Raw genomic sequence first — 21,925 nt, 5'->3', positions numbered from 1 at the left:
TCATTGGGCGTGTCAGCTCAAGGCGTTACCACTTGTACGTGGCGCTCGCGACGACACTGCGCTGGTCGCCGTAGTAGCAGTAGAAGCTGTCGCAAGTGGAGATGTAGTCCTTGTCGAACAGGTTGGTCGCGTTAACGGCCAGCGAAGCGCCTTTGAGGCTGTTGTCCAGGCGACCGAGGTCGTAGTGAACCGCCGCGTCGAACACCGTGTAGGCGCCGGCCTTGCCCAGCCAGGTGTTGGCCTGGTCGCCGTAGGTGTTGCCGGTGTAGCGTGCGCCGGCGCCGATGCCGAAGCCGTCCAGCACGCCGTTGTGCCAGGTGTAGTCGCCCCACACCGACGCTTGCTGGTTAGGCATCAGTTGCAGGCGATTGCCCTTGTAGATGCCGTCTTGCACTTCGGATTTGGCCAGGGTGTAGGCAGCGGTAACCTTGAGGTTTTCGGTCACGTCGGAGACGGCTTCCAGCTCCAGGCCTTTGACTTTCACTTCGCCGGTCTGGCTGGTGACCGTGATGTTGCCCACGTTGTTGGTGACTGAAACGTTTTTCTGGGTCAGGTCATACACCGCCGCCGTCAGCAGGGTGTTGCTGCCCGGTGGCTGGTATTTGATGCCCAGTTCCCACTGTTTGCCTTCGGTCGGCTTGAACGAGTCGGTCGGCGAGGCGGCGGCATTGCTGGTCGGCTGGAACGATTCGGCGTAGGACAGGTAAGGCACGAAGCCCGAGTCGAACACGTAGCTGATCGCCGCGTTGCCGCTGAAGTTCTTGTCGCGCTCGGTGTTGGTGGCATCGCCCTTGTTGAAGAACGTGGTACCGGTGTGGACCCAGTCTTCACGACCGCCGAGGGTCAGGCGCCATTGGTCGAGGGCCATCTGGTCCTGGATGTACAGGCCGGTCTGCTGGGTTTTCTGTTCGTAGTCATAGAAGGCCGTGGAGCGTGCCGGACGCTCGATCGGCAAGCCATAGATCGGATTGTTGACGTTGATGCCCGGCGCGGTACCGAAGATCGACAGGTAGTTGGTGGTATTGCGCTGGTGGTCCAGGCCAATCAGCAAGGTGTGGCTGACGTCGCCGGTGACGAAATCGCCCTGGAAGTTGTTGTCCACGGCGAACTGGGCGATGTCTTCGTCGACGTTGGTGGTGCCACGACCGGTGTTGCCTTGATCGTCGACGACAAACCCGAACTGGGCAAAATCAGGGTTGTAGCTGTTGACGGTCACGGCCTGGAACGACAGCTCCGACTTGGTGTAGCGCAGGTTCTGCCGGAACTGCCAGACATCGTTCAGGCGATGTTCGAAGGCGTAACCCAGCGCGTAGTAGGTGCGGTCGTAGAAGTCGTAGTTCGGATCACCCAGGTTCTTGTGATGGGAGATTTCGCCGAACGGCATGTCGATCTTGGTGCCCTGGATCGGATAGAACTGACTGGTGATACCGGTATCGTCGCGGGTGAACTGCGTGAGCAGGGTGAACCGGGTGTCGTCGTCGATATTCCAGGTCAGGCTTGGCGCAATGTTGTAGCGCTTGTCATCGATGTGGTCGATTGGTGTGCCACCGTCGCGCAGTACGCCGCTGAGGCTGTACAGGAACTGTCCTTCGTCGTCGATCTTGCCGGTGCTGGCGAAGTTGATCTGGCGATGGTTGTCACTGCCGTACTGCAGCTGGATCTCGCTGCTGGCTTCAGCGCTTGGGCGACGGCTGACCATGTCCAGCAAGCCGCCCGGCGGAGTCTGGCCGTATACGGACGAGGCCGGGCCACGCAGCAACGCCAGGCGGTCGAGGTTCCAGGTTTCCTGTTTCGGGTTGGCGTACACACCTTTTGGCAGCGGCAGGCCGTCGAGGAATTGAGTCGGTTCGAAACCACGCACGCGCAACCAGTCGGAGCGGGTGTCGCTGCCGAAGCTGCTGGCGGTGATGCCCGGCAAGTAGCGTACGGCATCATCGAGGGTGTGCACGTTGCGGTCGTCCATCTGCTGGCGAGTGACGACCGAAATCGAGCGCGGCGCTTCGACCAGCGCGGTGTCGGTCTTGGTGCCGGCGGCGGTGCGCTTGGCTGTATAGCCCTGCGCCGAACCCCAGGCGCTTTCAGAGTCTTCCACACCGATCACACTGGTTGCCGGCAGGGCCATCACGCCCTCGGGCACGGCAACCAGGCTGTAGGTGCCTGTACTGCTCTGTTCCAGTTGCAGGCCGGTTCCACGCAGGGCTTCACGCAGGGCGCCGGCTGCGTCGAACTGGCCATTGACGGGTGCCGAGGTCTTGCCCGCCGCCAGCGACGGATTCAGCGACAAGGCCAAACCGGCCTGGCTGGCGATCTGGTTCAGGGTGCTGGCCAACGGAGCGGCCGGCAGGTTGTAGGCGCGAACGCTGGAAGCCTGTTCAGCGGCATACAGTGGGCTGCTGGCCAAAGGGGTGCAAAGGGCAATGGCAAGCGCCAGTAAACCGGGGCGCAACAAGGTGTCTAGCGAACGGGACATACAGCGGCTCCTGAATGGAAATATTTCTCAATTGCCTGTGTGCCGAACGAGAATTGAAAAGTGATAGGGCTGGATGAAAATAATTTCGATTCAGATACTGAGTCGCTATCAAAAAGCTTCAGTCGTGCGCAGTTGTGGCGAGGGGGCTTGTCGGATCGCCGCACCGCCCCGTCCGGCTGCGTAGCAGTCGCAAAATCAGCCAATGCGGTTTAACTGGAAAATGCAGGGGTCGCTTCGCGACCCAACGGGGGCAAGCCCCCTCGCCACAGGGTTCTGTGTGCGGGTTCAGGGCTTGGTATCGGCCTTGGCCACGACCTTCACCCACCATTGCGTGTGCTGTTCGATCTGCACCGGCAGGGTCGGCAACAGGGCATTGAGCGCGAGGTCAGTGTCGCGCAGCGGGAAACTGCCGGTGATGCGCAGGTCGGCGACTTCCGGCGCGACGCCAACGTAACCGGTTCGATAGCGGCCGATTTCATGCACCAGATCTTCCAGTCGCGTGTTGTCCACCACCAGCATGCCGCGGGTCCAGGCATCCGCACCGAAATGGATGGCCAGAACCGGGCCCAGGCTGTTGTTGCGGATCAGCACCTGCTGGCCTTCGTGCAGGATCTGTTCGTCTGCACTGGACTGCGGATGAACCGCCACCGCCGACTGCAACACGCTCAGGCGCGTGCCTTCTTCTTCGCGCTTGACCAGAAACCGGGTACCCAGCGCGCGCATGCTGCCTTCGCGGGTTTCGACGATGAACGGCCGGGGATCGCCATGAGCGGTTTCCACCAGGATTTCGCCGTCCTGAAGCACGATGCGTCGCTGCTTTTCATCGAAGCGCACATCCAGGGCACTGTGGGTGTTGAGATTGACCAGCGTGCCATCCGCCAGGCGCAGGGTGCGCTGCTCGCCAACGGCGGTGCGCTGGTCGGCCAGCCAATAGTCGATAGGCAGATAACGCTCCCCGGCAAACAGCGCCAGGCCGATCACGGCAACGAAACTGGCTACACCGCTGCCGAGCTTGCGCACCCGTCGACGAATACCTTCGCGCGATTGCAGCAGGGCCGTGCGGGCCGGGCCGCTGGCCACGCTGAATCGCTGGTCGAGCATGCCCAGCTGGCGCCAGGCGCGGGCGTGCTCTTCGTGGGCCGCGTGCCACTTGGCGAACTCTTCGCGCTCTACCGGGTTGGCGCAATCCAGGGACAACTGCCAGGCAATCGCCGCGTCCAGCACCTTGGCCGACACCGGCTTGGAACTGAGCGGGTTCATGTCGGTTCACCGTACAGCGCGATGTAGCACTGGCGAATGCCCTGCGCCAGGTACTGGCGCACCCGCGGCACCGACACGCCCAGGCGCTCGGCGATTTGCGCATGGCCGAGGCCGTCGAGACGGTTGTAGAGGAACGCTGCCCGGGCTTTGCTGGAAAGCGTGCCAAGCAAACGGTCGATGTTTTTCAGGTCTTCGAGGATCATCTGCTGTTCTTCCGCCGACGGTTGTTCGGCTTCGGGAACCAGCATCAACTCGGTGAGGTAAGCCTGCTCCAGCGCGGCGCGGCGGAAATAATCGAACAGCAGGCCCTTGGCGATCGCCACCAGGAATGCCCGTGGCTCGTGTGGGGCTTTCAGTTCCTCGCGGCCCAGCAAGCGCACGAAAGTGTCCTGGCTCAGGTCTTCGGCACGCTGCGGGCAGGCGACGTTGCGCCGAAGCCAGGCCAATAGCCAACCGCGATGGTCACGATATAACGCACCGACGAGCTCACTTTGGGGGCTTGGGACTGACGACACGCCGCATCACCGATTGGGAAATGTTAACTAACGAGAATTGTTCGCGATTGTGGCAGAGGCGGGGGAGGTAAGCAATTGGCGTTGGTCGGGTCGGAACTTGGCGAAGGCCCTTGTAGGAGCGAGCTTGCTCGCGATGAATTTGAAGGCGACGCATTTTTCCAGACAGCACGCGTCACCGTTCGCGTCCATCGCGAGCAAGCTCGCTCCTACAAGAAGGGGCCTGAAGGTCAGAAGGAAGGCGCCTGCTGCCGGCGCTTCCACTGGCTCAGGCGCTGCTGCAAATTCAACGGGCTATGAATCTGCTGCTGCCGCGCACGGCTGAACAGGATCAGCATCAGTTCGGCGGTGGCCAGGGCGTCGGCGCTGGCGTGATGGCGTTCGAAGACTTCGAGCTTGAACCAGTCGATCCAGTCGTCCAGCCCGGCCTCGCGAATGTGCGCCTGGGGGCACAGCAGCGGTGCAATGTCCGCCACGTCCAGAAACGGATGCTGCAACTTGAATCCCAGATGATCTTTCAGCGCACGGCCGAGCATGTGCTGGTCAAACGGCGCGTGGAAGGCCAGTACCGGACTGTCACCGAGGTACTCCATCAGGTCGAGCAGCGCTTCAGCCGGGTCGCAGCCCGCCGCAATGGCGCTGGGGCCAATACCGTGGATCAGCACGCTGGGGCCCAGGTTTACTTGCGGATATTGCAGGGTGCGCTCGAATTGCTGGCGAAAGTCGATGGCCCCGTCCTCGATCACCACGGCGCCGATGGACAATACGCGGTCCTTGTTCAGGTTCAACCCGGTGGTTTCCAGATCGAGCACCACCCAGCGCTGCTCGCGCAGGCTGCACTGCGCCAGGTCGGCAGCAGTTGGCAGGCGTTCCAGCCGATGTTGCAGATGGGCAGGCAAGGTGGGGGGCGTCGGGCGCAACCAGGAAAACAGGCTCATAACTGATACCGCAAGGACAGGCTGCTTTGCAGGCGTTGTGCCTGGCGCAGGGACTCACGCAGGATGCGCCGGTCCAGATGGTTGAGGCTGTCAGGATCGACCCGGTTCGAGTAAGGAAAATTCTCCCGGGTCTGTAGTTGATGTTGCTGCATGCGGGTTTGCTGGATGAAGTGATAAGCCTCTTCGTACGCGGCGCCGTCCAGAGGGTCGATGACCTCCCTGACGACCAGTTGGCGAAAACGTTCCAGGGTGTTGTTCGCTTCGATACCGTGGGCCAGGGCCAGCAACCGGGCACCTTCGACAAAGGGTGCCAGGCCTTGGATCTTAAGGTCCAGGGTGGCCTTCTCGCCATTTTTGCGCGTCAGCACGAACTCGCGGAAGCGCCCCACAGGCGGGCGATTGCGCAGCGCATTCTCGGCCATCATGCGCTGGAACAAACGGTTGTCAGCGACCTGATCGAGAATGCTCCGACGCAACTGCTCGCAGCCTTGCTCGCTACCCCAGACCACGCGCAAATCGAAATAGATGCTCGAGCCCAGCAGGTTCTCCGGGGTTGCCTCGCGGATAAACGCCGCAAAGCGTCGCGCCCATTCGGCCCGGGACAGGCACAGCTCAGGGTTGCCGGCCATGATATTGCCCTTGCACAACGTGAAGCCGCACAGCGCCAGGCTCTGGTTGATCTGCTGGGCAATGGGCAACAGCTTGCCGCGAATCTCGGCGGCATGGGCCGCATCCCTGGCTTCGAACAGAATGCCGTTGTCCTGGTCGGTGTGCAGCGTCTGCTCGCGGCGGCCTTCACTGCCGAAACACAGCCAGCTGAACGGCACGCCGGGGTCGCCTTTTTCGGCGAGGGTCAATTCGATCACCCGGCACACGGTGTGGTCGTTGAGCAAGGTGATGATGTGGGTGATCTGCGTCGACGACGCGCCGTGGGCCAGCATTCGTTCGACCAGCTGACCGATTTCGCCCCGCAGCGCCACCAGGTTTTCCACCTTTTGTGCGTTGCGGATAGTGCGGGCCAGGTGCACAAGGTCGACCCGTTGCAGGGAAAACAGATCACGCTCGGAGACCACGCCGCACAAGCGCTGGTCCTTGACCAGGCAGACATGGGCGATGTGCCGCTCGGTCATGGCAATCGCCGCGTCGAATGCACTGTGATCCGGCGACAGGAAAAACGGCGCCCGGGTCATGTGCCCGTCGATGGCTTCGTTGAAATCACTGCTGCCGTCGGCCACGGCCTGACGCAGGTCGCGCAGGGTGAAAATCCCCAGTGGGGCCTTCAAATCATCGACCACCACGATGCTGCCGACCTGTTGTTCGTGCATCAGCGTCACGGCTTCGCGCAACGGCGTCTGCGGGGCGCAGGTCACCGGGTGACGCATGGCCAGTTCGCCCAGTCGGGTATTGAGCGAATATTGGGTGCCAAGGGTTTCCACGGCCTTTTGCTGCACTTGCTGGTTGACCTGATCCAGCAGGCTGCTGACGCAACGCAGGGCGAAGTTACGGAAAGTATCCGATAGCGAAAACAGGCGGATGAACGCCGGCTTGTTCAGTTGCAGGCAGAAGGTGTCCTCGCCGGCCAGGTGCTCCGTGCGGGTCGCCCGTTCACCCAGTAATGCCGCGAGGGGGAAGCACTCGCCGGTGCTGATCTCGAAGACCGTTTCGGTACCACCCTTTGCCGTATGCGCACGCTCGCCCACGACCCGGCCTTGCTTGACGATATAGAAGTGCTCGACCGGGCCGTCGGCGGGTTTGATGATGCTCTCGCCAGGGGCGTAGAAACGCAGCTGACATTGCTCGACCAGATACGCCAGGTGAGCGTGTTCCATCTGGTTGAAGGGCGGGAAGCGCTGAAGGAATTGCAACGTGCCCTGGATGTTCTGCAACACCGCGGTTTTCCCTGCCTGTGTGAAGGCGTCCGCTTTACTCATAACCATTACCGCAGTCTTTTTTGGATTTGTTGTTGTCGGATGACTCACCCATGGTCGGCCCCTATGGTCAGGGTGCCCATTGGACGTAAGTCTAGGTAGGCAATCAACGAGACGGAATGTCGGAAAAGCCTTACGCACTTGAGAGAAAAATCGCTCTATCTTGCTATTGGAAAAGTATTCGACGAAGTGCACATTGAAGGTCTGCTTAGCGATGTCTCACCACTGTGCTAGGGAATAGAACTGAACATGTAGAGAACGCCATGTCCGACCACGATATTTTGAGTGACGCCGAGCGGGAATTGCTCAGTGCTGTCATGCTGGAACCTGACTTGCCGCCGCAACGGGTGCTGATCGTCGACGACGACAAAGACGCCCGGGAGCTGTTGTCAGAGATCCTCGCGTTGGAAGGGATTCGCTGCAAGACAGCAGCCAGTGGCGAAGCGGCACTCAATATCCTGGTGGCTGAGGCAGAGATCAAAAAGCCCTCGATCGGTTTGCTGATCACCGACCTGCGGATGGGCCATGTAGACGGGCTGGATCTGATCCGCCAGATACGTGAGTCGGTTCGGGCAGCGTTACCGATCATTATTGTTTCGGGTGACGCCGACGTGGAGGATGCGATCGCCGCGATGCATTTGAGTGTGGTGGACTTTTTGCTCAAGCCGATTGATGCCGGGGAGTTGCTTGAGTTGGTCAAGCGTGAGCTTGGGATGAAGCCTTAGCAGCCCCGCACATCCCCTGTGGGAGCGCATCGGTAAATAAAAAAGCCCTGATCTTTCGATCAGGGCTTTTTCATGTCAGGTGTAAACGCTCAGTTACAGGCCATTGGCAGCCTTGAACTCGCGACGACGACGGTGCAGGACCGGCTCGGTGTAGCCGTTCGGCTGTTTGGTGCCTTCGACCACCAGTTCGACCGCCGCCTGGAAGGCGATGTTGCTGTCGAAGTTCGGGGCCAGCGGACGGTACAGCGCGTCACCGGCGTTCTGACGGTCAACCACCGGCGCCATGCGCTTGAGGCTTTCCATGACCTGGTCTTCGGTGACGATGCCATGGCGCAGCCAGTTGGCGATGTGCTGGCTGGAAATACGCAGCGTTGCACGGTCTTCCATCAGGCCGACGTCGTTGATGTCCGGCACCTTCGAACAGCCGACGCCCTGGTCGATCCAGCGCACCACATAACCGAGAATGCCCTGGCTGTTGTTGTCCAGTTCGTTCTTGATCTGTTCGGCGGTCCACTGAGGGTTCACCGCCAGCGGGATGGTCAGGATGTCGTCCACCGAAGCATGCTCACGCTTGGCCAGTTCGGCCTGACGGGCGAACACGTCAACCTTGTGGTAATGCAGCGCGTGCAGCGCAGCAGCGGTCGGCGAGGGTACCCAGGCGGTGTTGGCGCCGGCCAGTGGGTGAGCGATTTTCTGTTCGAGCATCGCCGCCATCAGGTCCGGCATGGCCCACATGCCTTTACCGATTTGTGCACGACCTTGCAGGCCGGTGCTCAGACCGATATCGACGTTGGAGTTCTCGTAGGCGCCGATCCATTTTTCCGCCTTCATGTCCGCCTTGCGTACCATCGGGCCGGCTTCCATGGAGGTGTGGATTTCATCGCCCGTGCGGTCGAGGAAACCGGTGTTGATGAACACCACGCGCTCGCTCGCTGCCTTGATGCAGGCCTTGAGGTTGATCGTGGTACGACGCTCCTCGTCCATGATCCCGACTTTGAGGGTGTTGCGTGGCAGGCCCAGCACGTCTTCGATGCGACCGAACAGCTCGTTGGTGAACGCGGCTTCTTCAGGGCCGTGCATCTTCGGCTTCACGATATAGACCGAGCCGGTGCGGCTGTTCTTGCGCGAGCTGTTGCCGTTGAGGTTGTGGATCGCCGACAGGCAGGTCACCAGGCCGTCGAGAATGCCTTCCGGCACTTCATTGCCATCTTTGTCGAGGATCGCGTCGATGGTCATCAGGTGACCGACGTTACGCACGAACAGCAACGAACGGCCGTGCAGGCTCAGTTCACTGCCATCGACAGCGGTGTAGGTGCGGTCGGCGTTCATGGTGCGGGTAAAAGTCTGACCGCCCTTGGCAACGCTTTCCGACAGATCGCCCTTCATCAGGCCGAGCCAGTTGCGATAGATCACCACTTTGTCATCAGCGTCGACGGCGGCGACCGAGTCTTCGCAGTCCATGATGGTGGTCAGCGCGGCTTCCATCAGGATGTCTTTGACGCCGGCTGCGTCGGTCTGGCCGACCGGGGTGCTGGCGTCGACCTGGATTTCGAAATGCAGGCCATTGTTTTTCAGCAGGATCGCAGTCGGTGCAGCGGCATCGCCCTGGAAACCGATCAGTTGAGCATCGTTGCGCAGGCCGGTGTTGCTGCCGCCTTTGAGGGCGACCACCAGTTTGCCATCGACGATCTTGTAGCCGGTGGAGTCGACGTGGGAGCCGGCCGCCAATGGCGCCGATTCGTCGAGGAAGGCACGGGCGAAGGCGATGACCTTGTCACCGCGCACCTTGTTGTAGCCTTTGCCTTTTTCCGCGCCGCCAGCTTCGCTGATGGCGTCGGTGCCGTAGAGTGCGTCATACAGCGAACCCCAGCGGGCGTTCGAGGCGTTGAGCGCAAAGCGGGCGTTCATTACCGGCACCACCAGTTGCGGGCCGGCCATGCGGGCGATTTCGTCATCGACGTTTTGCGTCGTCGCCTGGAAATCGGCCGCTTCTGGCAGCAGATAACCGATGTCTTGCAGGAAGGCTTTATAGGCCACGGCGTCGTGGGCCTGACCGGCACGGGATTGGTGCCAGTCATCGATACGAGCCTGGAAATCATCGCGTTTGGCGAGTAGGGCTTTGTTCTTCGGCGCCAGGTCATGGATGACCTTGTCGGCACCGGCCCAGAACTTATCGGCGGTGAGGCCGGTACCGGGAATGGCTTCGTTGTTCACGAAGTCGAACAGGACTTTGGCGACCTGCAGGCCACCGACTTGAACGTGTTCAGTCATTGCTTGCCTCACTCTGCTCAGCTATTTCGCTTTTCAGCTCTTCAATTTAACAATGAAGCCTTTGGCCATTTAAACCACAAACCCCTCTACCAGTACATGCCCGCGACGGGCGGCTGGGTTGGGACCAATCAACGGCTTGGGGCCTTGCTGACAGGGCTTTCAGGGTTGCGAACGTGCCTGCGGCAGACATCGATCCAACGTTATGTAGTGCGCGCTGCGGCATACTACATGATGAATTGCGGTTGTGAAAATTAGACTAATTACGTCGTTCTGCGACCCCATGACGCATTGCGGTCACGTCGGGGATGGTGATGTTCTCAAAAAACTATTGGATTGTTCCAGTTAAATATCAAAAGTTGTACACGATTTGTTTTCCATTTTGATCGGCGGCGTTTTCATTCGCGAGCAGGCTCGCTCCCACAAAGGCCCGCGCAACCCTTGTGGGAGCGAGCCTGCTCGCGAAGGCGCCTGACCTGTCGGCGCAGGTCCAACCCTTGCCTATACTTGTTTTTCCAAAACAAAAAACATGACCAGAGGGCTGCGCCATGGACCATCTCGTACTCACCGTTTTTGCTCCGGACAAGCCAGGGCAAGTCGAGCGCATTGCCCAATGCATTGCCGAGCACGGCGGTAACTGGCTGGAAAGCCGCATGTCGCGCATGGCCGGGCAATTCGCCGGCATTTTGCGGGTGGGGGTGCCCGCCGAGGCCTACGACGAATTGGTCGCTGCCCTGCAGGGCTTGTCTGCCCAGGGCATTCGCGTGTTGGTCGCCGAAAGCAGCATCGAACAATCCTGCACCTGGAAGCCGATCGCCATGGAACTGGTGGGCAATGATCGCCCGGGGATCGTGCGTGACATCACGCGCTTGTTGAGCGAACAGGGGGTGAACCTGGAACGGCTGGTCACCGAAGTGCGCCCGGCACCGATGAGCAGCGAGCCGTTGTTCCATGCCGAAGCGATTCTTGCGGTCCCGTTGACGCTGTCGCTGGACGTACTGCAATCGCGCCTGGAAACCCTGGCGGACGATCTGATGGTCGAGTTGGTGCTGCGCAGTGATCCCTGATCAGGTTATCCAAGTTAAACGTGCACCGGCCTGTGGATAACCTGTAGAGACACCCCGCCAGGCCACGCCGACCGGGGTTCTTCAAGACTTGATCAAAAAACCAGCAGTTTCAGCCACTTGCGCACAATCGGCGGGGATCACGCTGTGGATAACCTTGGGAAGGATCAACGCAGGCCACGGGAGACGTGGCCTGTAGAGCTTTGTGTGTTTTTTGATCAGCTGCGGCGACGCAAGCTGAGCCATGCATCAACGCTGTAAACCGCCAGACCGGCCCAGATAAACATGAACGCTACCAAGGTGCTGGACGACAGGTGCTCGCCAAACAGCAGCACCGCTTGCAGCAGTACCAGTGTCGGTGCCAGATACTGGAGAAAGCCCAGTGTCGTGTAGGGCAAATGCCGTGCAGCGGCGTTGAAGCAGACCAGCGGCACCAGCGTGATCGGCCCGGCGGCCACCAGCCACCAGGCTTGGGACGTGGTCCAGAATTCGGCCTGGGCGCTGCTGGCCGTCGGGTTGAGCAACAACCAGCCGAGGGCAATCGGCACCAGCATCCAGGTTTCCACCACCAGCCCCGGCAGCGCCTTGACGGGTGCCTGCTTGCGAATCAGGCCATAGAAACCGAAGGTCAGGGCCAGCACCAGCGACACCCACGGCAGGCTGCCGACTTGCCAGACCTGTTGCGCCACACCCACAGCCGCCAGACCCACGGCAATCCATTGCATGCGCCGCAGCCGTTCGCCGAGGATCAGCATGCCCAGCAACACGTTCACCAACGGGTTGATGTAGTAACCGAGGCTGGCCTCCAGCATGCGGCCGTTGTTCACCGACCACACGTAGGTCAGCCAGTTGGCTGCGATCAGCGCACCGCTCAGGGCCAGGATCGCCAGCCGTCGCGGGTTTTCCCGCAACTCGCGCCACCAGCCGGGATGTTTCCAGACCACCAGCAACAGGGCGCCGAACAGCGCGGACCAGAGCACCCGGTGGATGATGATTTCCACGGCGGGCACGCTGGCGATGGCTTTGAAATAGAGGGGAAAAAGCCCCCAGATGATGTAGGCACTCAGGCCTAGAATGTACCCGCGACGCGGGTTGGCGGCTTGCATGCAGAATCCTTGCTTAGGCAGCTAACAAAGAGGGGATTGTAAGGAGATTTGTTTGCAAATGTCCTGACTGAATAGGTAGGTCATTTGTGAACGCGGACAACCTGTGGGAGCGGGCTTGCTCGCGAAAGCGGTGAGTCATTCAACATTGATGTCGACTGATACGCCGCCTTCGCGAGCAAGCCCGCTCCCACAGGGTTTCAGGTTGGTCAGAACAGTTTCAGTGGTTCTTCATTGAGCGCCGCCAGTTGTTCGCGCAACGCCAGCACCTGGTCCCCCCAATAACGCTCGGTGCCGAACCACGGAAAGCTGCGGGGAAATGCAGGGTCGTCCCAGCGGCGGGCGAGCCAGGCGCTGTAATGCATCAGGCGCAAGGCACGCAAAGGTTCGATCAAGGCCAGTTCACGCGGGTCGAAGTCGTGGAATTCGTTGTAGCCATCCATCAGTTCCGACAACTGGCTCAGGCAATCCTGGCGATCGCCGGCGAGCATCATCCAGATGTCCTGCACCGCCGGGCCCATGCGGCAGTCGTCGAGGTCGACGATATGGAACATCTCGTCGCGACACATCATGTTGCCGGGGTGACAGTCACCGTGCATGCGGATGTTCTGGTGCGGCGTGTTGCTGTAGGCATCTTCCACACGCTTGAGCAGATCGCGGGCCACCGACTCGTAGGCCGGCAGCAGGCTACGGGGGATGAAGTTGCCGTCGAGCAAGGTATTGAGTGAGTCATGGCCGAAATTTTTCACCGCCAGCGCTTCACGGTGTTCGAACGGCCTGGTCGAGCCGACCGCATGCAGGCGACCGAGCAACTGGCCAAGGCGATACAGTTGGTCGAGGTTGCCTGGCTCTGGCGCACGGCCGCCACGGCGGGGGAACAGGGTGAAACGGAAACCGTTGTGTTCGTGCAGGGTTTCACCGTTGTGGATCAACGGCGCCACGACCGGCACCTCGCAGTCGGCGAGTTCGGCGGTGAACTGGTGCTCTTCCAGAATCGCTTCGTTGCTCCAGCGTTGCGGCCGGTAGAACTTGGCGATCAGTGGCTCGGCGTCTTCGATACCGACCTGATAGACGCGGTTCTCGTAGCTGTTGAGCGCCAGGATGCGTGCGTCGCTGAGAAAGCCGATGCTTTCGACGGCATCGAGCACGAGGTCTGGCGTAAGGGTTTCAAACGGGTGGGCCATGCTGACTCCTGCGCGCAGCAGGCTGCTGCGTCCGGCCAGGCATGGTAGCGCAGAAGGCGCGGCTTTAGGGGGTGGGCTTGAGATGTGCGGTGTTTGGGCTGACGCCTTCGCGGGCGAGCCCGCTCCCACAGGGATTCATGTAGTCCTTGTGGGAGCGGGCTTGCCCGCGAAGAGGCCGGATCAGGCGCCGACGATCCCGCCGTCTTCCCGGGTAATCGCCATCACCGACGAGCGCGGCTTGCCGTTGGGCAGGTGCTCGGGGAAGGTCGAACCGCCGTTTTCGCCCGGGTGCTGGATCCCGACAAACAGGGTTTTCTGGTCCGGCGAGAAGCTGATCCCGGTCACCTCGCAGCCCACCGGGCCGACCATGAAGCGGCGAATCTCGCCGGTCGCCGGGTCAGCGCAGAGCATCTGGTTATTGCCCATTCCGGCAAAGTCACCGGTGTTGCTCACGTCACCGTCAGTCAGGATCCACAAGCGTCCGGCCTTGTCGAAGCCCAGGCCGTCCGGGCTGTTGAACATGTTCTGCGGCGTGATGTTCGACGAGCCGGCCTTTGGTGTACCGGCATGCGCGCCCGGGTTGCCGGCCACTACAAACAGGTCCCAGGCAAAGGTGTGCGAGGCGTGATCGTCGCGCTCGGTGCGCCAGCGCAGGATCTGGCCGTAGACGTTCTTCTCGCGCGGGTTCGGTCCGCCCACCGGTTGCCCGTCTTCGCCACGTTTGGCGTTGTTGGTCAGCGTGCAGTAGACCTGGCCATCCTTGGGGCTGACCACGATCCATTCCGGGCGGTCCATGCGCGTGGCTTTCACCACACTGGCGGCGAGACGGGCGTGGATCAGCACTTCGGCCTGATCGGCAAAACCGCTGCTGGCGTCGATACCGTTCTTGCCGTGGGTCAGCTCGATCCATTCACCCTGGCCTTTGGGGTGATCGGCGTTGCCGTCCCCCGCATCGAAACGCGCCACGTACAGGGTGCCGTGATCGAGAATGTCGCGGTTGGCCTTGTGGTTCTTGTGGTCGATCTTGTCGCGGCTGACGAATTTGTAGATGAACTCGCCGCGCTCATCATCGCCCATGTACACCACGGCATGACCGTCGGCGGTTTCGGCCAGGGCGGCGTTTTCGTGCTTGAAGCGCCCCAGGGCCGTGCGTTTGACCGGCGTCGACTTCGGATCGAACGGATCGATCTCTACCACCCAGCCGTGACGGTTGAGCTCGTTGGGGTTCTTGGCCAGGTCGAAGCGCTCGTCGTGCGGGTGCCAGTTGATCTCCTTGCTGGTCGCCACCGCGCCGTAGCGCTTTTGCGCCGGGTCGAATTTCTGCTCGGCGTTGCTGCTGCCGAAACAGTCGGTGAAGTTCTCTTCACAGGTCAGGTAGGTGCCCCAAGGCGTCTTGCCATTGGCGCAATTCTGGAAGGTGCCGAGCACGTTCTTGCCGTGGGGGTCGGCACTGGTTTTCAACAGGGCATGGCCGGCGGCCGGGCCGCTCATGCTGATCGGGGCGTTGCCGTGAATGCGGCGGTTGTAGCGCGAGCCCTGGACGAATTGCCATTGGCCGTTCTTGCGCTGCACTTCAATCACCGACACACCTTCGCAGGCCAGCGCCTTGCGCACGTCTTCCGCCGATTGCGGCATGCCGCCGTGGGCGTAGAGGTAGCGGTAGTTGGTGTATTCGTTGTTGATCGCCATCAGCGCCCGGTCTTTTTCGCCCGGGAATTCGAACAGGCTCATGCCGTCGTTGTTGTCGCCGAACTGGGCTTCCTGATGTTCGGCACTGCCGTTGCCGCTCGGGTCGAACGCCGGGCCATCCTTGTGCAGAGGCTGGCCCCAGCTGATCAGCACCGAGGACTTGTAGCCCGGTGGCAGGGTGATGGCGTCGCTGGTGGCGGCGGGAATGCTGTCAAAGCCCAGCAACTGGCTGTTACCGGCGCTGACGCTGGCAGCCATCACACTGCGGCTCAGCAGGTTGCCGCCGAGGAACATCGCAGCGCCGCACAGGGCACCTGCACTGATGAAGCCGCGACGACTGAGGCCGACCATGGTTTCGAGGTCGGTGGACTGGTTTTCTTCTAATAGGCTCATTTCAGGCTCCCTGCGGTTTTGCAGACACCTTAATGATGAGTAATGAACCTTTTGTTGCAATTCTGTTTACAACGGTGTGCCCAGCAGCACCCTGGACGGCGAAAATTCCACGCGCACCGGCTTGCCGCATGTCAGCCCCAATGCCTGCAAATGCTCCGGTTCGTCCAGGGCGCACAGTGTCAGGCCGTTGGGCAGGGTAATGCGCACTTCGCTGGGGCCATCGTCGGCGTCGAGAATCTTTTCGATGGTGCCTTTCAGGCAATTGTTTCCATGAGTTTCAGCGGAATCGACTTCCAGCACATCGAGCCAGCCGGCCTTGATCAACGCCACGACTTCAGTACCGATTTGCAGTTCCAGGCGCTCGGTGCTGTCGTGGGTGATTTGCGCATCGACGATCACGCCTTCGGCGACCTCGAGGCGGATCAGGTCGTTGCGTCCCTGGGGTTCGATCGCCACCACCTTGCCGTGCAATTGATTGCGCGCGCTGGTGCGCAGCATCAAGCGCCCGAGCAGGTCGAGGTCGCTCGCGTCTTCAGCGGCTTCCAGCACTTGAGCCTGTAAGGCTTGCAGCTTCTGGTACAGGCGCAACACGCGCTCGCCTTCGTTGGACAGGCGGGCTCCGCCACCACCCTTGCCGCCGACAATCCGTTCCACCAGCGGCTTCTGCGCCAGATTGTTCAGTTCATCGATCGCATCCCAGGCCGCCTTGTAGCTCAGCCCCGCGCTCTTTGCGGCGCGGGTGATCGAGCCTTGTTCGGCGATGTGCTGCAGCAGGGCGATGCGCTGCGGACGGCGGACAATGTGCTGGGACAACAAGGTTGGCAAAGACATGGCAAGTCGCTTTGGGTGGTGACAATGGTGGGGACGTTGGCCGCTTGCGCTGCGCGAGTCAAGTCAGGGTGTCTCGCCGGGTTTTGGCGTGCGGGCCAGGCAATAGACGTCGATCCTCGCCGCACCGGCGTCCATCAGCAGGCGAGCCAGGGCCTGGGCCGTGGCACCGGTGGTCAGTACGTCGTCGATCAGGGCCAGGTGCCGGCCTTTGACGACGGCGCCGGGTGCCAGGGCGAAAGCGTTGCGCAGGTTCTTTCGGCGGGCTTCGGCGTTCAAGGCCTGTTGGGCGTCGGTGTCCTGGGGTCGCAGCAGCAACCGTTCGTCGCAAGGGATACCGAGGCCCGTACCCAGCCACTGAGCCAGCATCGCTGCCTGATTGAATCCGCGTTGGCGCAGGCGGCGGCTGGCCAGCGGCACCGGGACCAGCACATCGGGTCGCGGCAAATCGTCTTCGAAGCGATGTTGCAGGTATTGAACGAGAAGTTCGGCGAGCAGGCGGCCAAACGGCCACTTGGCATTGTGTTTGAAACGGGTGATCAGGCTGTCTACCGGGAAGCTGTAGGTCCAGGGGGTGATCACTTGTTCGAAGGCCGGTGGTTGCTGCAAGCAATGGCCGCAAGTCAGCCCGGCTGCGGGCAGGGGCAGCGCGCAGGTCTGGCAGTGATCGCCGAGCCAGGGCAGCTCGGTTTCACAGGCCATGCAGACGGGGAGGGTGCCGTCGGCGATTTCATCGCAGAGCAAACAGTTCTGTTTGTTTTTTAACCAGATGTAAACCAGTCCTTTGTATCGTGGTTGACAGCGCATCGCTCTTCCTTAAATATGCCGAACATCCGTGTCGCGCCTGTGGGTATTCCATTCCCCCGGTCGCCTGCCCAGCATAAAACAAAGGTAACGCCCATGAGCGCCAGCACTACTGCAACCCTGCGTCATGACTGGTCTTTGGCCGAAGTCAAAGCACTCTTCGTTCAGCCATTCAATGACCTGCTGTTCCAGGCGCAGACGGTGCACCGCGCGCATTTCGACGCCAACCGAGTCCAGGTCTCGACCCTGTTGTCGATCAAGACCGGGGCCTGCCCGGAAGATTGCAAATATTGTCCGCAGTCCGGTCACTACAACACCGGCCTGGAAAAAGAAAAACTGATGGAAGTGCAGAAGGTCCTCGAAGAGGCCGCTCGCGCCAAGGCCATCGGTTCGACCCGTTTCTGCATGGGCGCGGCGTGGAAGCACCCGTCGGCCAAGGACATGCCTTATGTGCTGAAGATGGTCGAAGGCGTGAAAGCCCTGGGCCTGGAAACCTGCATGACCCTCGGTCGCCTGGATCAGGAGCAGACCGAAGCGCTGGCCAAGGCCGGCCTCGACTACTACAACCACAACCTCGATACCTCGCCGGAGTTCTACGGCAGCATCATCACCACCCGTACCTACAGCGAGCGCCTGCAAACCCTGGCGTATGTGCGTGACTCGGGGATGAAGATCTGCTCCGGCGGCATCCTCGGCATGGGCGAGTCGCTGGACGACCGCGCCAACCTGCTGATCCAGCTGGCCAACCTGCCGGAGCACCCGGAGTCGGTGCCGATCAACATGCTGGTGAAAGTCGCCGGTACGCCGCTGGAAAATGCCGACGACGTCGACCCGTTCGACTTCATCCGCATGCTCGCGGTTGCCCGCATCCTGATGCCGCAATCCCACGTGCGCCTGTCCGCCGGCCGCGAAGCCATGAACGAACAGATGCAGGCCCTGGCGTTCTTCGCCGGCGCCAACTCGATTTTCTACGGTGAAAAACTGCTGACCACCGCCAACCCGCAGGCCGACAAGGACATGCAACTGTTCTCGCGCCTGGGCATCCTGCCGGAAGCCCGCGAAGAGCACGCCGATGAAGTGCATCAGGCGGCTATCGAGCAGGCGCTGGTGGAGCAGAAGAGCAGCGAGCAGTTCTATAACGCGGCTGTTTGAGCAATCTCTGCTTCCACTGAATGAATGCAAAACCCTGTGGGAGCGGGCTTGCTCGCGAAGGCGGTCTGACATTCAACAGAGATGTTGACTGATACACCGCCTTCGCGAGCAAGCCCGCTCCCACAAAAAGCTCTATGTCATTTGAAAGTCGAGGCCTGCATGTCTTTCGATCTCGCCGCACGCCTTGCTGCCCGTCGTGCCGAAAACCTCTACCGTCAGCGTCCGCTGCTCGAAAGCCCGCAGGGGCCGCAAGTGGTGGTCGACGGCCAGCCGTTGCTGGCGTTCTGCAACAACGACTACCTGGGCCTGGCCAATCATCCGCAAGTGATCGAAGCCTGGCGCGCAGGTGCTTCGAAGTGGGGTGTGGGCGGTGGGGCGTCACATTTGGTCATCGGCCATAGCGCCCCGCATCATGCCCTGGAAGAAGCGCTGGCCGAGCTGACCGGTCGCCCGCGCGCGTTGCTGTTCACCACCGGCTACATGGCCAACCTCGGCGCGGTCACGGCGCTGGTCGGGCAGGGCGATACGGTGCTCGAAGACCGCCTCAACCATGCATCGCTGCTCGACGCGGGGCTGTTGTCCGGCGCGCGGTTCAATCGTTATCTGCACAACGACCCGGTGAGCCTGGCCAAGCGCCTGGAAAAAGCCACCGGCAATACGCTGGTGGTCACCGACGGCGTGTTCAGCATGGACGGTGATATCGCCGACTTGCCGGCGCTTGCCCGAGAGGCCAAGGCCAAAGGTGCCTGGTTGATGGTCGACGATGCCCATGGTTTTGGACCGCTGGGCGCCAACGGTGGCGGCATCGTCGAGCATTTCGGTTTGAGCCAGGATGACGTTCCGGTATTGGTCGGCACCCTCGGCAAAGCGTTCGGTACGGCGGGTGCCTTTGTGGCTGGCAGCGAAGAGCTGATCGAAAGTCTTGTCCAGTTCGCCCGTCCCTACATCTACACCACCAGCCAGCCACCTGCGCTGGCCTGCGCCACGCTGAAAAGCCTGGAACTGCTGCGTAGTGAGCATTGGCGCCGCGCGCACCTGAAAGCCCTGATCAGTCAGTTCCGCCGTGGTGCCGAGCAGATCGGTCTGGAGCTGATGGACAGCTTCACGCCGATCCAGCCGATCATGATCGGTGACGCAGGGCGCGCGGTGCGCCTTTCGCAAATGCTGCGTGAACGCGGATTGATGGTGACCGCGATCCGCCCACCGACCGTTCCCGCCGGTAGCGCCCGACTGCGGGTCACGCTGACGGCAGCCCACAGCGAGGCGCAGGTACAGCTATTGTTAGAGGGACTGGCCGATTGTTTTCAACAACTTGGACCGGAGCCCAGCCATGCGTGATCGTCTGATTCTGCTACCCGGCTGGGGCCTCGGCGTTTCGCCGCTGGAGCCGTTGGCTGCTGCGTTGCGAGGGTTGGATGAACACCTGCGCGTCGAAATCGAGCCGTTGCCGGAACTGGAGTCGAGCGATCTTCAAGAGTGGCTCGATGAGCTGGATTCGACACTGCCTCAGGACGCCTGGCTTGGCGGTTGGTCTTTGGGCGGCATGCTCGCGTCTGAGTTGGCGGCGCGGCGCGGGGACCGTTGCTGCGGGTTGCTGACGCTGGCAAGCAATCCCAGTTTCGTGGCATGGGCAGGTTGGACCAATGCCATGCACGAAGAAACGTTCAATGCCTTCCTCAACGGCTGCCGTCTTGATTCAGGCGCGACCTTGAAACGCTTCAGCCTGCTTTGCTCACAAGGCTCTGCCGACCCACGGTCCCTGGCGCGGCTCTTGTTGGCGGGTGCCCCTAAAACTTCGGACTCAGTGCTGCTCAGTGGCCTGGAGCTGTTGGGCGGGTTGAGCACGCGCGAGGCCTTGCTGGGTTTTCAGGGGCCACAGTTGCATCTGTTTGCCGGCCATGACGGTCTGGTTCCGGCCGAAGCTGCCGGCGAACTTCTGGCATTGCTGCCCGACATTGAAATCGGCCTGATTGAACAGGCCGGCCACGCGTTTCTTCTGGAAGACCCTCACGGTGTGGCGGGGGCAATCAATGCCTTTTTGCATGAGTCCGGTGATGACTGATTTATCTCTTCCCAAGGCGCCTGACGGTTTGCCCGACAAGCGCCAGGTAGCGGCTTCTTTTTCTCGTGCGGCGGCGAGCTACGATAGCGTGGCCGAATTGCAGCGTGATGTCGGCAGCCAGTTGTTGAGCCGCTTGCCGGACGCCTGGGTGCCAGCGCGGTGGCTCGACCTTGGCTGCGGCACTGGACACTTCAGCCGTGCACTGGGTGAGCGATTCCCCGCCGGTCACGGAGTGGCGTTGGACATCGCCGAAGGCATGCTCAATCACGCCCGGCCACTGGGTGGCGCGACGCATTTCATCGCCGGCGATGCCGAGCGTCTGCCAATGCAGGATTCGACCTGCGACCTGATTTTTTCCAGCCTGGCAGTGCAGTGGTGCGCGGACTTCGAGTCGGTGCTCAGTGAAGCTTTTCGGGTGCTGAAACCGGGTGGCGTTTTCGCGTTTGCTAGTCTTTGTGCAGGGACGTTGTTTGAACTGCGCGACAGCTGGCGGCAGGTCGATGGCATGGTGCACGTCAACCGTTTCCGGGAGTTTGCTGTTTATCAGCAATTGTGTGCAGCCAGCGGTTTGAGGACGGTCAGTCTGCAGAACGTTGCGCATGTGCTGAATTACCCGGATGTGCGCAGCCTGACCCATGAACTCAAGGCGCTGGGTGCGCACAACCTCAATCCTGGTCGACCGGGTGGCTTGACCGGCCGGGCGCGGATTCTGGGTCTGATTGAAGCCTACGAGCAGTTTCGTCAGGCCCAAGGCCTGCCGGCGACTTATCAAGTGGTGTACGCCGTTTTGGAGAAACCCTTATGAGTGCTGCCTATTTCATCACCGGCACGGATACGGATGTCGGTAAGACCACGATCGCTGCGGGGCTGCTGCATGCGGCACGTTCGGCAGGCTTGAGCACGGCGGCGGGCAAGCCGGTCGCCTCCGGTTGCGACGTGACACCCAAAGGCTTGCGCAATGCCGATGCGCTGGCCTTGTTGGCGGAGTGTTCGCTGACACTGACCTATGCACAGGTCAATCCGGTGGCCTTCGAACCGGCCATCGCCCCGCACCTGGCGGCGCGAGAGGCGGGCGTGGCGCTGACGGTGCAGTCGTTACTGACGCCGATGCGGCAGATTCTGGCCATGCAGGCCGATTTCACCTTGATCGAAGGCGCTGGCGGCTGGCGCGTGCCGCTGGCCGATCAGGACAATCTATCGGACCTGGCCATCGCTCTGAAGCTTCCGGTCATTCTTGTCGTCGGCGTGCGCCTGGGTTGTATCAGCCATGCCTTGCTGACGGCCGAAGCGATTGCCCGGGACGGCTTGCAACTGGCAGGGTGGGTGGCCAACATCATCGACCCGAAGACCTCGCGGCTGGAAGAAAACCTGGCCACCCTTGCCGAGCGCATACCGGCGCCGTGCCTGGGGCGTGTGCCTAAACTCAAGGCCGTTATGGCTGAAGCCGTGGCCGAGCACTTGCAACTGGACCTGCTGGACTGACGTTTTTGCAGTGCGGGCTTTACCTATGACAAGGCACTGTGCCATTAGTGTTTTTGTCGGGTG

Annotated in this window: 18 protein-coding genes; 7 read left to right on the top strand and 11 right to left on the bottom strand. The window is 61.3% G+C overall.

The window, feature by feature from the left end; genetic code table 11:
• Window positions 1-25: 25 nt before the first annotated feature.
• The 5 genes from ACLD1X_RS07545 to ACLD1X_RS07525 form a co-directional block, all read right to left on the bottom strand.
• Complete coding sequence (locus ACLD1X_RS07545) at window positions 26-2,470, bottom strand: TonB-dependent siderophore receptor (RefSeq protein WP_429366779.1); 2,445 nt, start codon at window positions 2,468-2,470, stop codon at window positions 26-28.
• Window positions 2,471-2,755: 285 nt separating this feature from the next.
• Window positions 2,756-3,730: a FecR family protein gene (locus ACLD1X_RS07540; protein ID WP_429366778.1), complete on the bottom strand. Its 975-nt coding sequence runs from the start codon at window positions 3,728-3,730 to the stop codon at window positions 2,756-2,758.
• Window positions 3,727-4,245: an RNA polymerase sigma factor gene (locus tag ACLD1X_RS07535; RefSeq protein WP_429366777.1), complete on the bottom strand. Its 519-nt coding sequence runs from the start codon at window positions 4,243-4,245 to the stop codon at window positions 3,727-3,729. The genes ACLD1X_RS07540 and ACLD1X_RS07535 overlap by 4 nt, the downstream gene beginning before the upstream one ends.
• Before the next feature lie 227 nt (window positions 4,246-4,472).
• A complete protein-coding gene (locus ACLD1X_RS07530; RefSeq protein WP_429366776.1) occupies window positions 4,473-5,180 on the bottom strand; it encodes a 3'-5' exonuclease in 708 nt (235 codons plus the stop codon).
• Window positions 5,177-7,117, bottom strand: a complete 1,941-nt coding sequence (locus ACLD1X_RS07525) for a putative nucleotidyltransferase substrate binding domain-containing protein (RefSeq protein WP_429366775.1) — start codon at window positions 7,115-7,117, stop codon at window positions 5,177-5,179. Before ACLD1X_RS07525 ends, ACLD1X_RS07530 begins: the two co-directional genes overlap by 4 nt.
• A gap of 254 nt (window positions 7,118-7,371) precedes the next feature.
• Here ACLD1X_RS07525 and ACLD1X_RS07520 point away from each other — a divergent pair, with 254 nt between their 5' ends.
• Complete coding sequence (locus ACLD1X_RS07520; protein ID WP_429366774.1) at window positions 7,372-7,833, top strand: response regulator; 462 nt, start codon at window positions 7,372-7,374, stop codon at window positions 7,831-7,833.
• A gap of 93 nt (window positions 7,834-7,926) precedes the next feature.
• Here the strand turns inward: ACLD1X_RS07520 and ACLD1X_RS07515 are convergent, their stop codons facing one another.
• Window positions 7,927-10,104 (bottom strand): malate synthase G, encoded by a 2,178-nt coding sequence (locus ACLD1X_RS07515; protein WP_429366773.1) that lies wholly within the window; start codon window positions 10,102-10,104, stop codon window positions 7,927-7,929.
• Between the two features lie 545 nt (window positions 10,105-10,649).
• Between ACLD1X_RS07515 and ACLD1X_RS07510 the strand changes: the two genes are divergently transcribed.
• Window positions 10,650-11,168: a glycine cleavage system protein R gene (locus tag ACLD1X_RS07510; RefSeq protein WP_429366772.1), complete on the top strand. Its 519-nt coding sequence runs from the start codon at window positions 10,650-10,652 to the stop codon at window positions 11,166-11,168.
• Window positions 11,169-11,383: 215 nt separating this feature from the next.
• Here the strand turns inward: ACLD1X_RS07510 and rarD are convergent, their stop codons facing one another.
• The 5 genes from rarD to ACLD1X_RS07485 form a co-directional block, all read right to left on the bottom strand.
• Window positions 11,384-12,271, bottom strand: a complete 888-nt coding sequence (rarD, locus tag ACLD1X_RS07505; protein WP_429366771.1) for an EamA family transporter RarD — start codon at window positions 12,269-12,271, stop codon at window positions 11,384-11,386.
• A gap of 206 nt (window positions 12,272-12,477) precedes the next feature.
• Window positions 12,478-13,452, bottom strand: a complete 975-nt coding sequence (locus ACLD1X_RS07500) for a serine/threonine protein kinase (protein ID WP_108231659.1) — start codon at window positions 13,450-13,452, stop codon at window positions 12,478-12,480.
• Window positions 13,453-13,632: 180 nt separating this feature from the next.
• Window positions 13,633-15,534: a PhoX family protein gene (locus ACLD1X_RS07495; RefSeq protein ID WP_429366770.1), complete on the bottom strand. Its 1,902-nt coding sequence runs from the start codon at window positions 15,532-15,534 to the stop codon at window positions 13,633-13,635.
• Between the two features lie 66 nt (window positions 15,535-15,600).
• Window positions 15,601-16,365 carry a TOBE domain-containing protein gene (locus ACLD1X_RS07490; protein ID WP_429366769.1) on the bottom strand — a complete coding sequence of 255 codons (765 nt, stop codon included), beginning with the start codon at window positions 16,363-16,365 and terminating at the stop codon, window positions 15,601-15,603.
• A 63-nt stretch (window positions 16,366-16,428) separates the two neighbouring features.
• Window positions 16,429-17,169 (bottom strand): ComF family protein, encoded by a 741-nt coding sequence (locus ACLD1X_RS07485; protein WP_429366768.1) that lies wholly within the window; start codon window positions 17,167-17,169, stop codon window positions 16,429-16,431.
• Window positions 17,170-17,262: 93 nt separating this feature from the next.
• Between ACLD1X_RS07485 and bioB the strand changes: the two genes are divergently transcribed.
• The 5 genes from bioB to bioD all read left to right on the top strand — a co-directional run bounded on the left by bioB (window position 17,263) and on the right by bioD (window position 21,862).
• Window positions 17,263-18,318, top strand: a complete 1,056-nt coding sequence (bioB, locus tag ACLD1X_RS07480; protein WP_429366767.1) for a biotin synthase BioB — start codon at window positions 17,263-17,265, stop codon at window positions 18,316-18,318.
• A 159-nt stretch (window positions 18,319-18,477) separates the two neighbouring features.
• Entirely contained in the window at window positions 18,478-19,656 is a 1,179-nt protein-coding gene (bioF, locus tag ACLD1X_RS07475) for an 8-amino-7-oxononanoate synthase (RefSeq protein WP_429366766.1), read from the top strand.
• Complete coding sequence (locus ACLD1X_RS07470) at window positions 19,649-20,380, top strand: alpha/beta fold hydrolase (RefSeq protein ID WP_429366765.1); 732 nt, start codon at window positions 19,649-19,651, stop codon at window positions 20,378-20,380. The genes bioF and ACLD1X_RS07470 overlap by 8 nt, the downstream gene beginning before the upstream one ends.
• Window positions 20,373-21,185, top strand: a complete 813-nt coding sequence (gene bioC / locus ACLD1X_RS07465) for a malonyl-ACP O-methyltransferase BioC (protein WP_429366764.1) — start codon at window positions 20,373-20,375, stop codon at window positions 21,183-21,185. The genes ACLD1X_RS07470 and bioC overlap by 8 nt, the downstream gene beginning before the upstream one ends.
• Entirely contained in the window at window positions 21,182-21,862 is a 681-nt protein-coding gene (bioD, locus tag ACLD1X_RS07460) for a dethiobiotin synthase (RefSeq protein ID WP_429366763.1), read from the top strand. Before bioC ends, bioD begins: the two co-directional genes overlap by 4 nt.
• The last annotated feature ends 63 nt before the right edge of the window (window positions 21,863-21,925 follow it).

It is taken from the genome of Pseudomonas sp. 18173, from assembly GCF_050432945.1.
Lineage (GTDB): Bacteria > Pseudomonadota > Gammaproteobacteria > Pseudomonadales > Pseudomonadaceae > Aquipseudomonas.
The sequence above is the reverse complement of the archived record's forward strand: the minus strand, read 5'-3'. Positions and strand labels throughout refer to the sequence as shown.

What these genes read in the sequence shown, in the direction of transcription:
- ACLD1X_RS07510 (WP_429366772.1), top strand. Translation starts at nt 10,650, where the DNA reads ATGGACCATCTCGTACTCACCGTTTTTGCTCCGGACAAGCCAGGGCAA.
- ACLD1X_RS07530 (WP_429366776.1), bottom strand. Translation starts at nt 5,180, where the DNA reads ATGAGCCTGTTTTCCTGGTTGCGCCCGACGCCCCCCACCTTGCCTGCC.
- ACLD1X_RS07545 (WP_429366779.1), bottom strand. Translation starts at nt 2,470, where the DNA reads ATGTCCCGTTCGCTAGACACCTTGTTGCGCCCCGGTTTACTGGCGCTT.
- ACLD1X_RS07540 (WP_429366778.1), bottom strand. Translation starts at nt 3,730, where the DNA reads ATGAACCCGCTCAGTTCCAAGCCGGTGTCGGCCAAGGTGCTGGACGCG.
- rarD (WP_429366771.1), bottom strand. Translation starts at nt 12,271, where the DNA reads ATGCAAGCCGCCAACCCGCGTCGCGGGTACATTCTAGGCCTGAGTGCC.
- ACLD1X_RS07520 (WP_429366774.1), top strand. Translation starts at nt 7,372, where the DNA reads ATGTCCGACCACGATATTTTGAGTGACGCCGAGCGGGAATTGCTCAGT.
- ACLD1X_RS07470 (WP_429366765.1), top strand. Translation starts at nt 19,649, where the DNA reads ATGCGTGATCGTCTGATTCTGCTACCCGGCTGGGGCCTCGGCGTTTCG.
- bioD (WP_429366763.1), top strand. Translation starts at nt 21,182, where the DNA reads ATGAGTGCTGCCTATTTCATCACCGGCACGGATACGGATGTCGGTAAG.
- ACLD1X_RS07500 (WP_108231659.1), bottom strand. Translation starts at nt 13,452, where the DNA reads ATGGCCCACCCGTTTGAAACCCTTACGCCAGACCTCGTGCTCGATGCC.
- ACLD1X_RS07515 (WP_429366773.1), bottom strand. Translation starts at nt 10,104, where the DNA reads ATGACTGAACACGTTCAAGTCGGTGGCCTGCAGGTCGCCAAAGTCCTG.
- ACLD1X_RS07490 (WP_429366769.1), bottom strand. Translation starts at nt 16,365, where the DNA reads ATGTCTTTGCCAACCTTGTTGTCCCAGCACATTGTCCGCCGTCCGCAG.
- bioC (WP_429366764.1), top strand. Translation starts at nt 20,373, where the DNA reads ATGACTGATTTATCTCTTCCCAAGGCGCCTGACGGTTTGCCCGACAAG.
- bioF (WP_429366766.1), top strand. Translation starts at nt 18,478, where the DNA reads ATGTCTTTCGATCTCGCCGCACGCCTTGCTGCCCGTCGTGCCGAAAAC.
- ACLD1X_RS07525 (WP_429366775.1), bottom strand. Translation starts at nt 7,117, where the DNA reads ATGGTTATGAGTAAAGCGGACGCCTTCACACAGGCAGGGAAAACCGCG.
- ACLD1X_RS07485 (WP_429366768.1), bottom strand. Translation starts at nt 17,169, where the DNA reads ATGCGCTGTCAACCACGATACAAAGGACTGGTTTACATCTGGTTAAAA.
- ACLD1X_RS07495 (WP_429366770.1), bottom strand. Translation starts at nt 15,534, where the DNA reads ATGAGCCTATTAGAAGAAAACCAGTCCACCGACCTCGAAACCATGGTC.
- bioB (WP_429366767.1), top strand. Translation starts at nt 17,263, where the DNA reads ATGAGCGCCAGCACTACTGCAACCCTGCGTCATGACTGGTCTTTGGCC.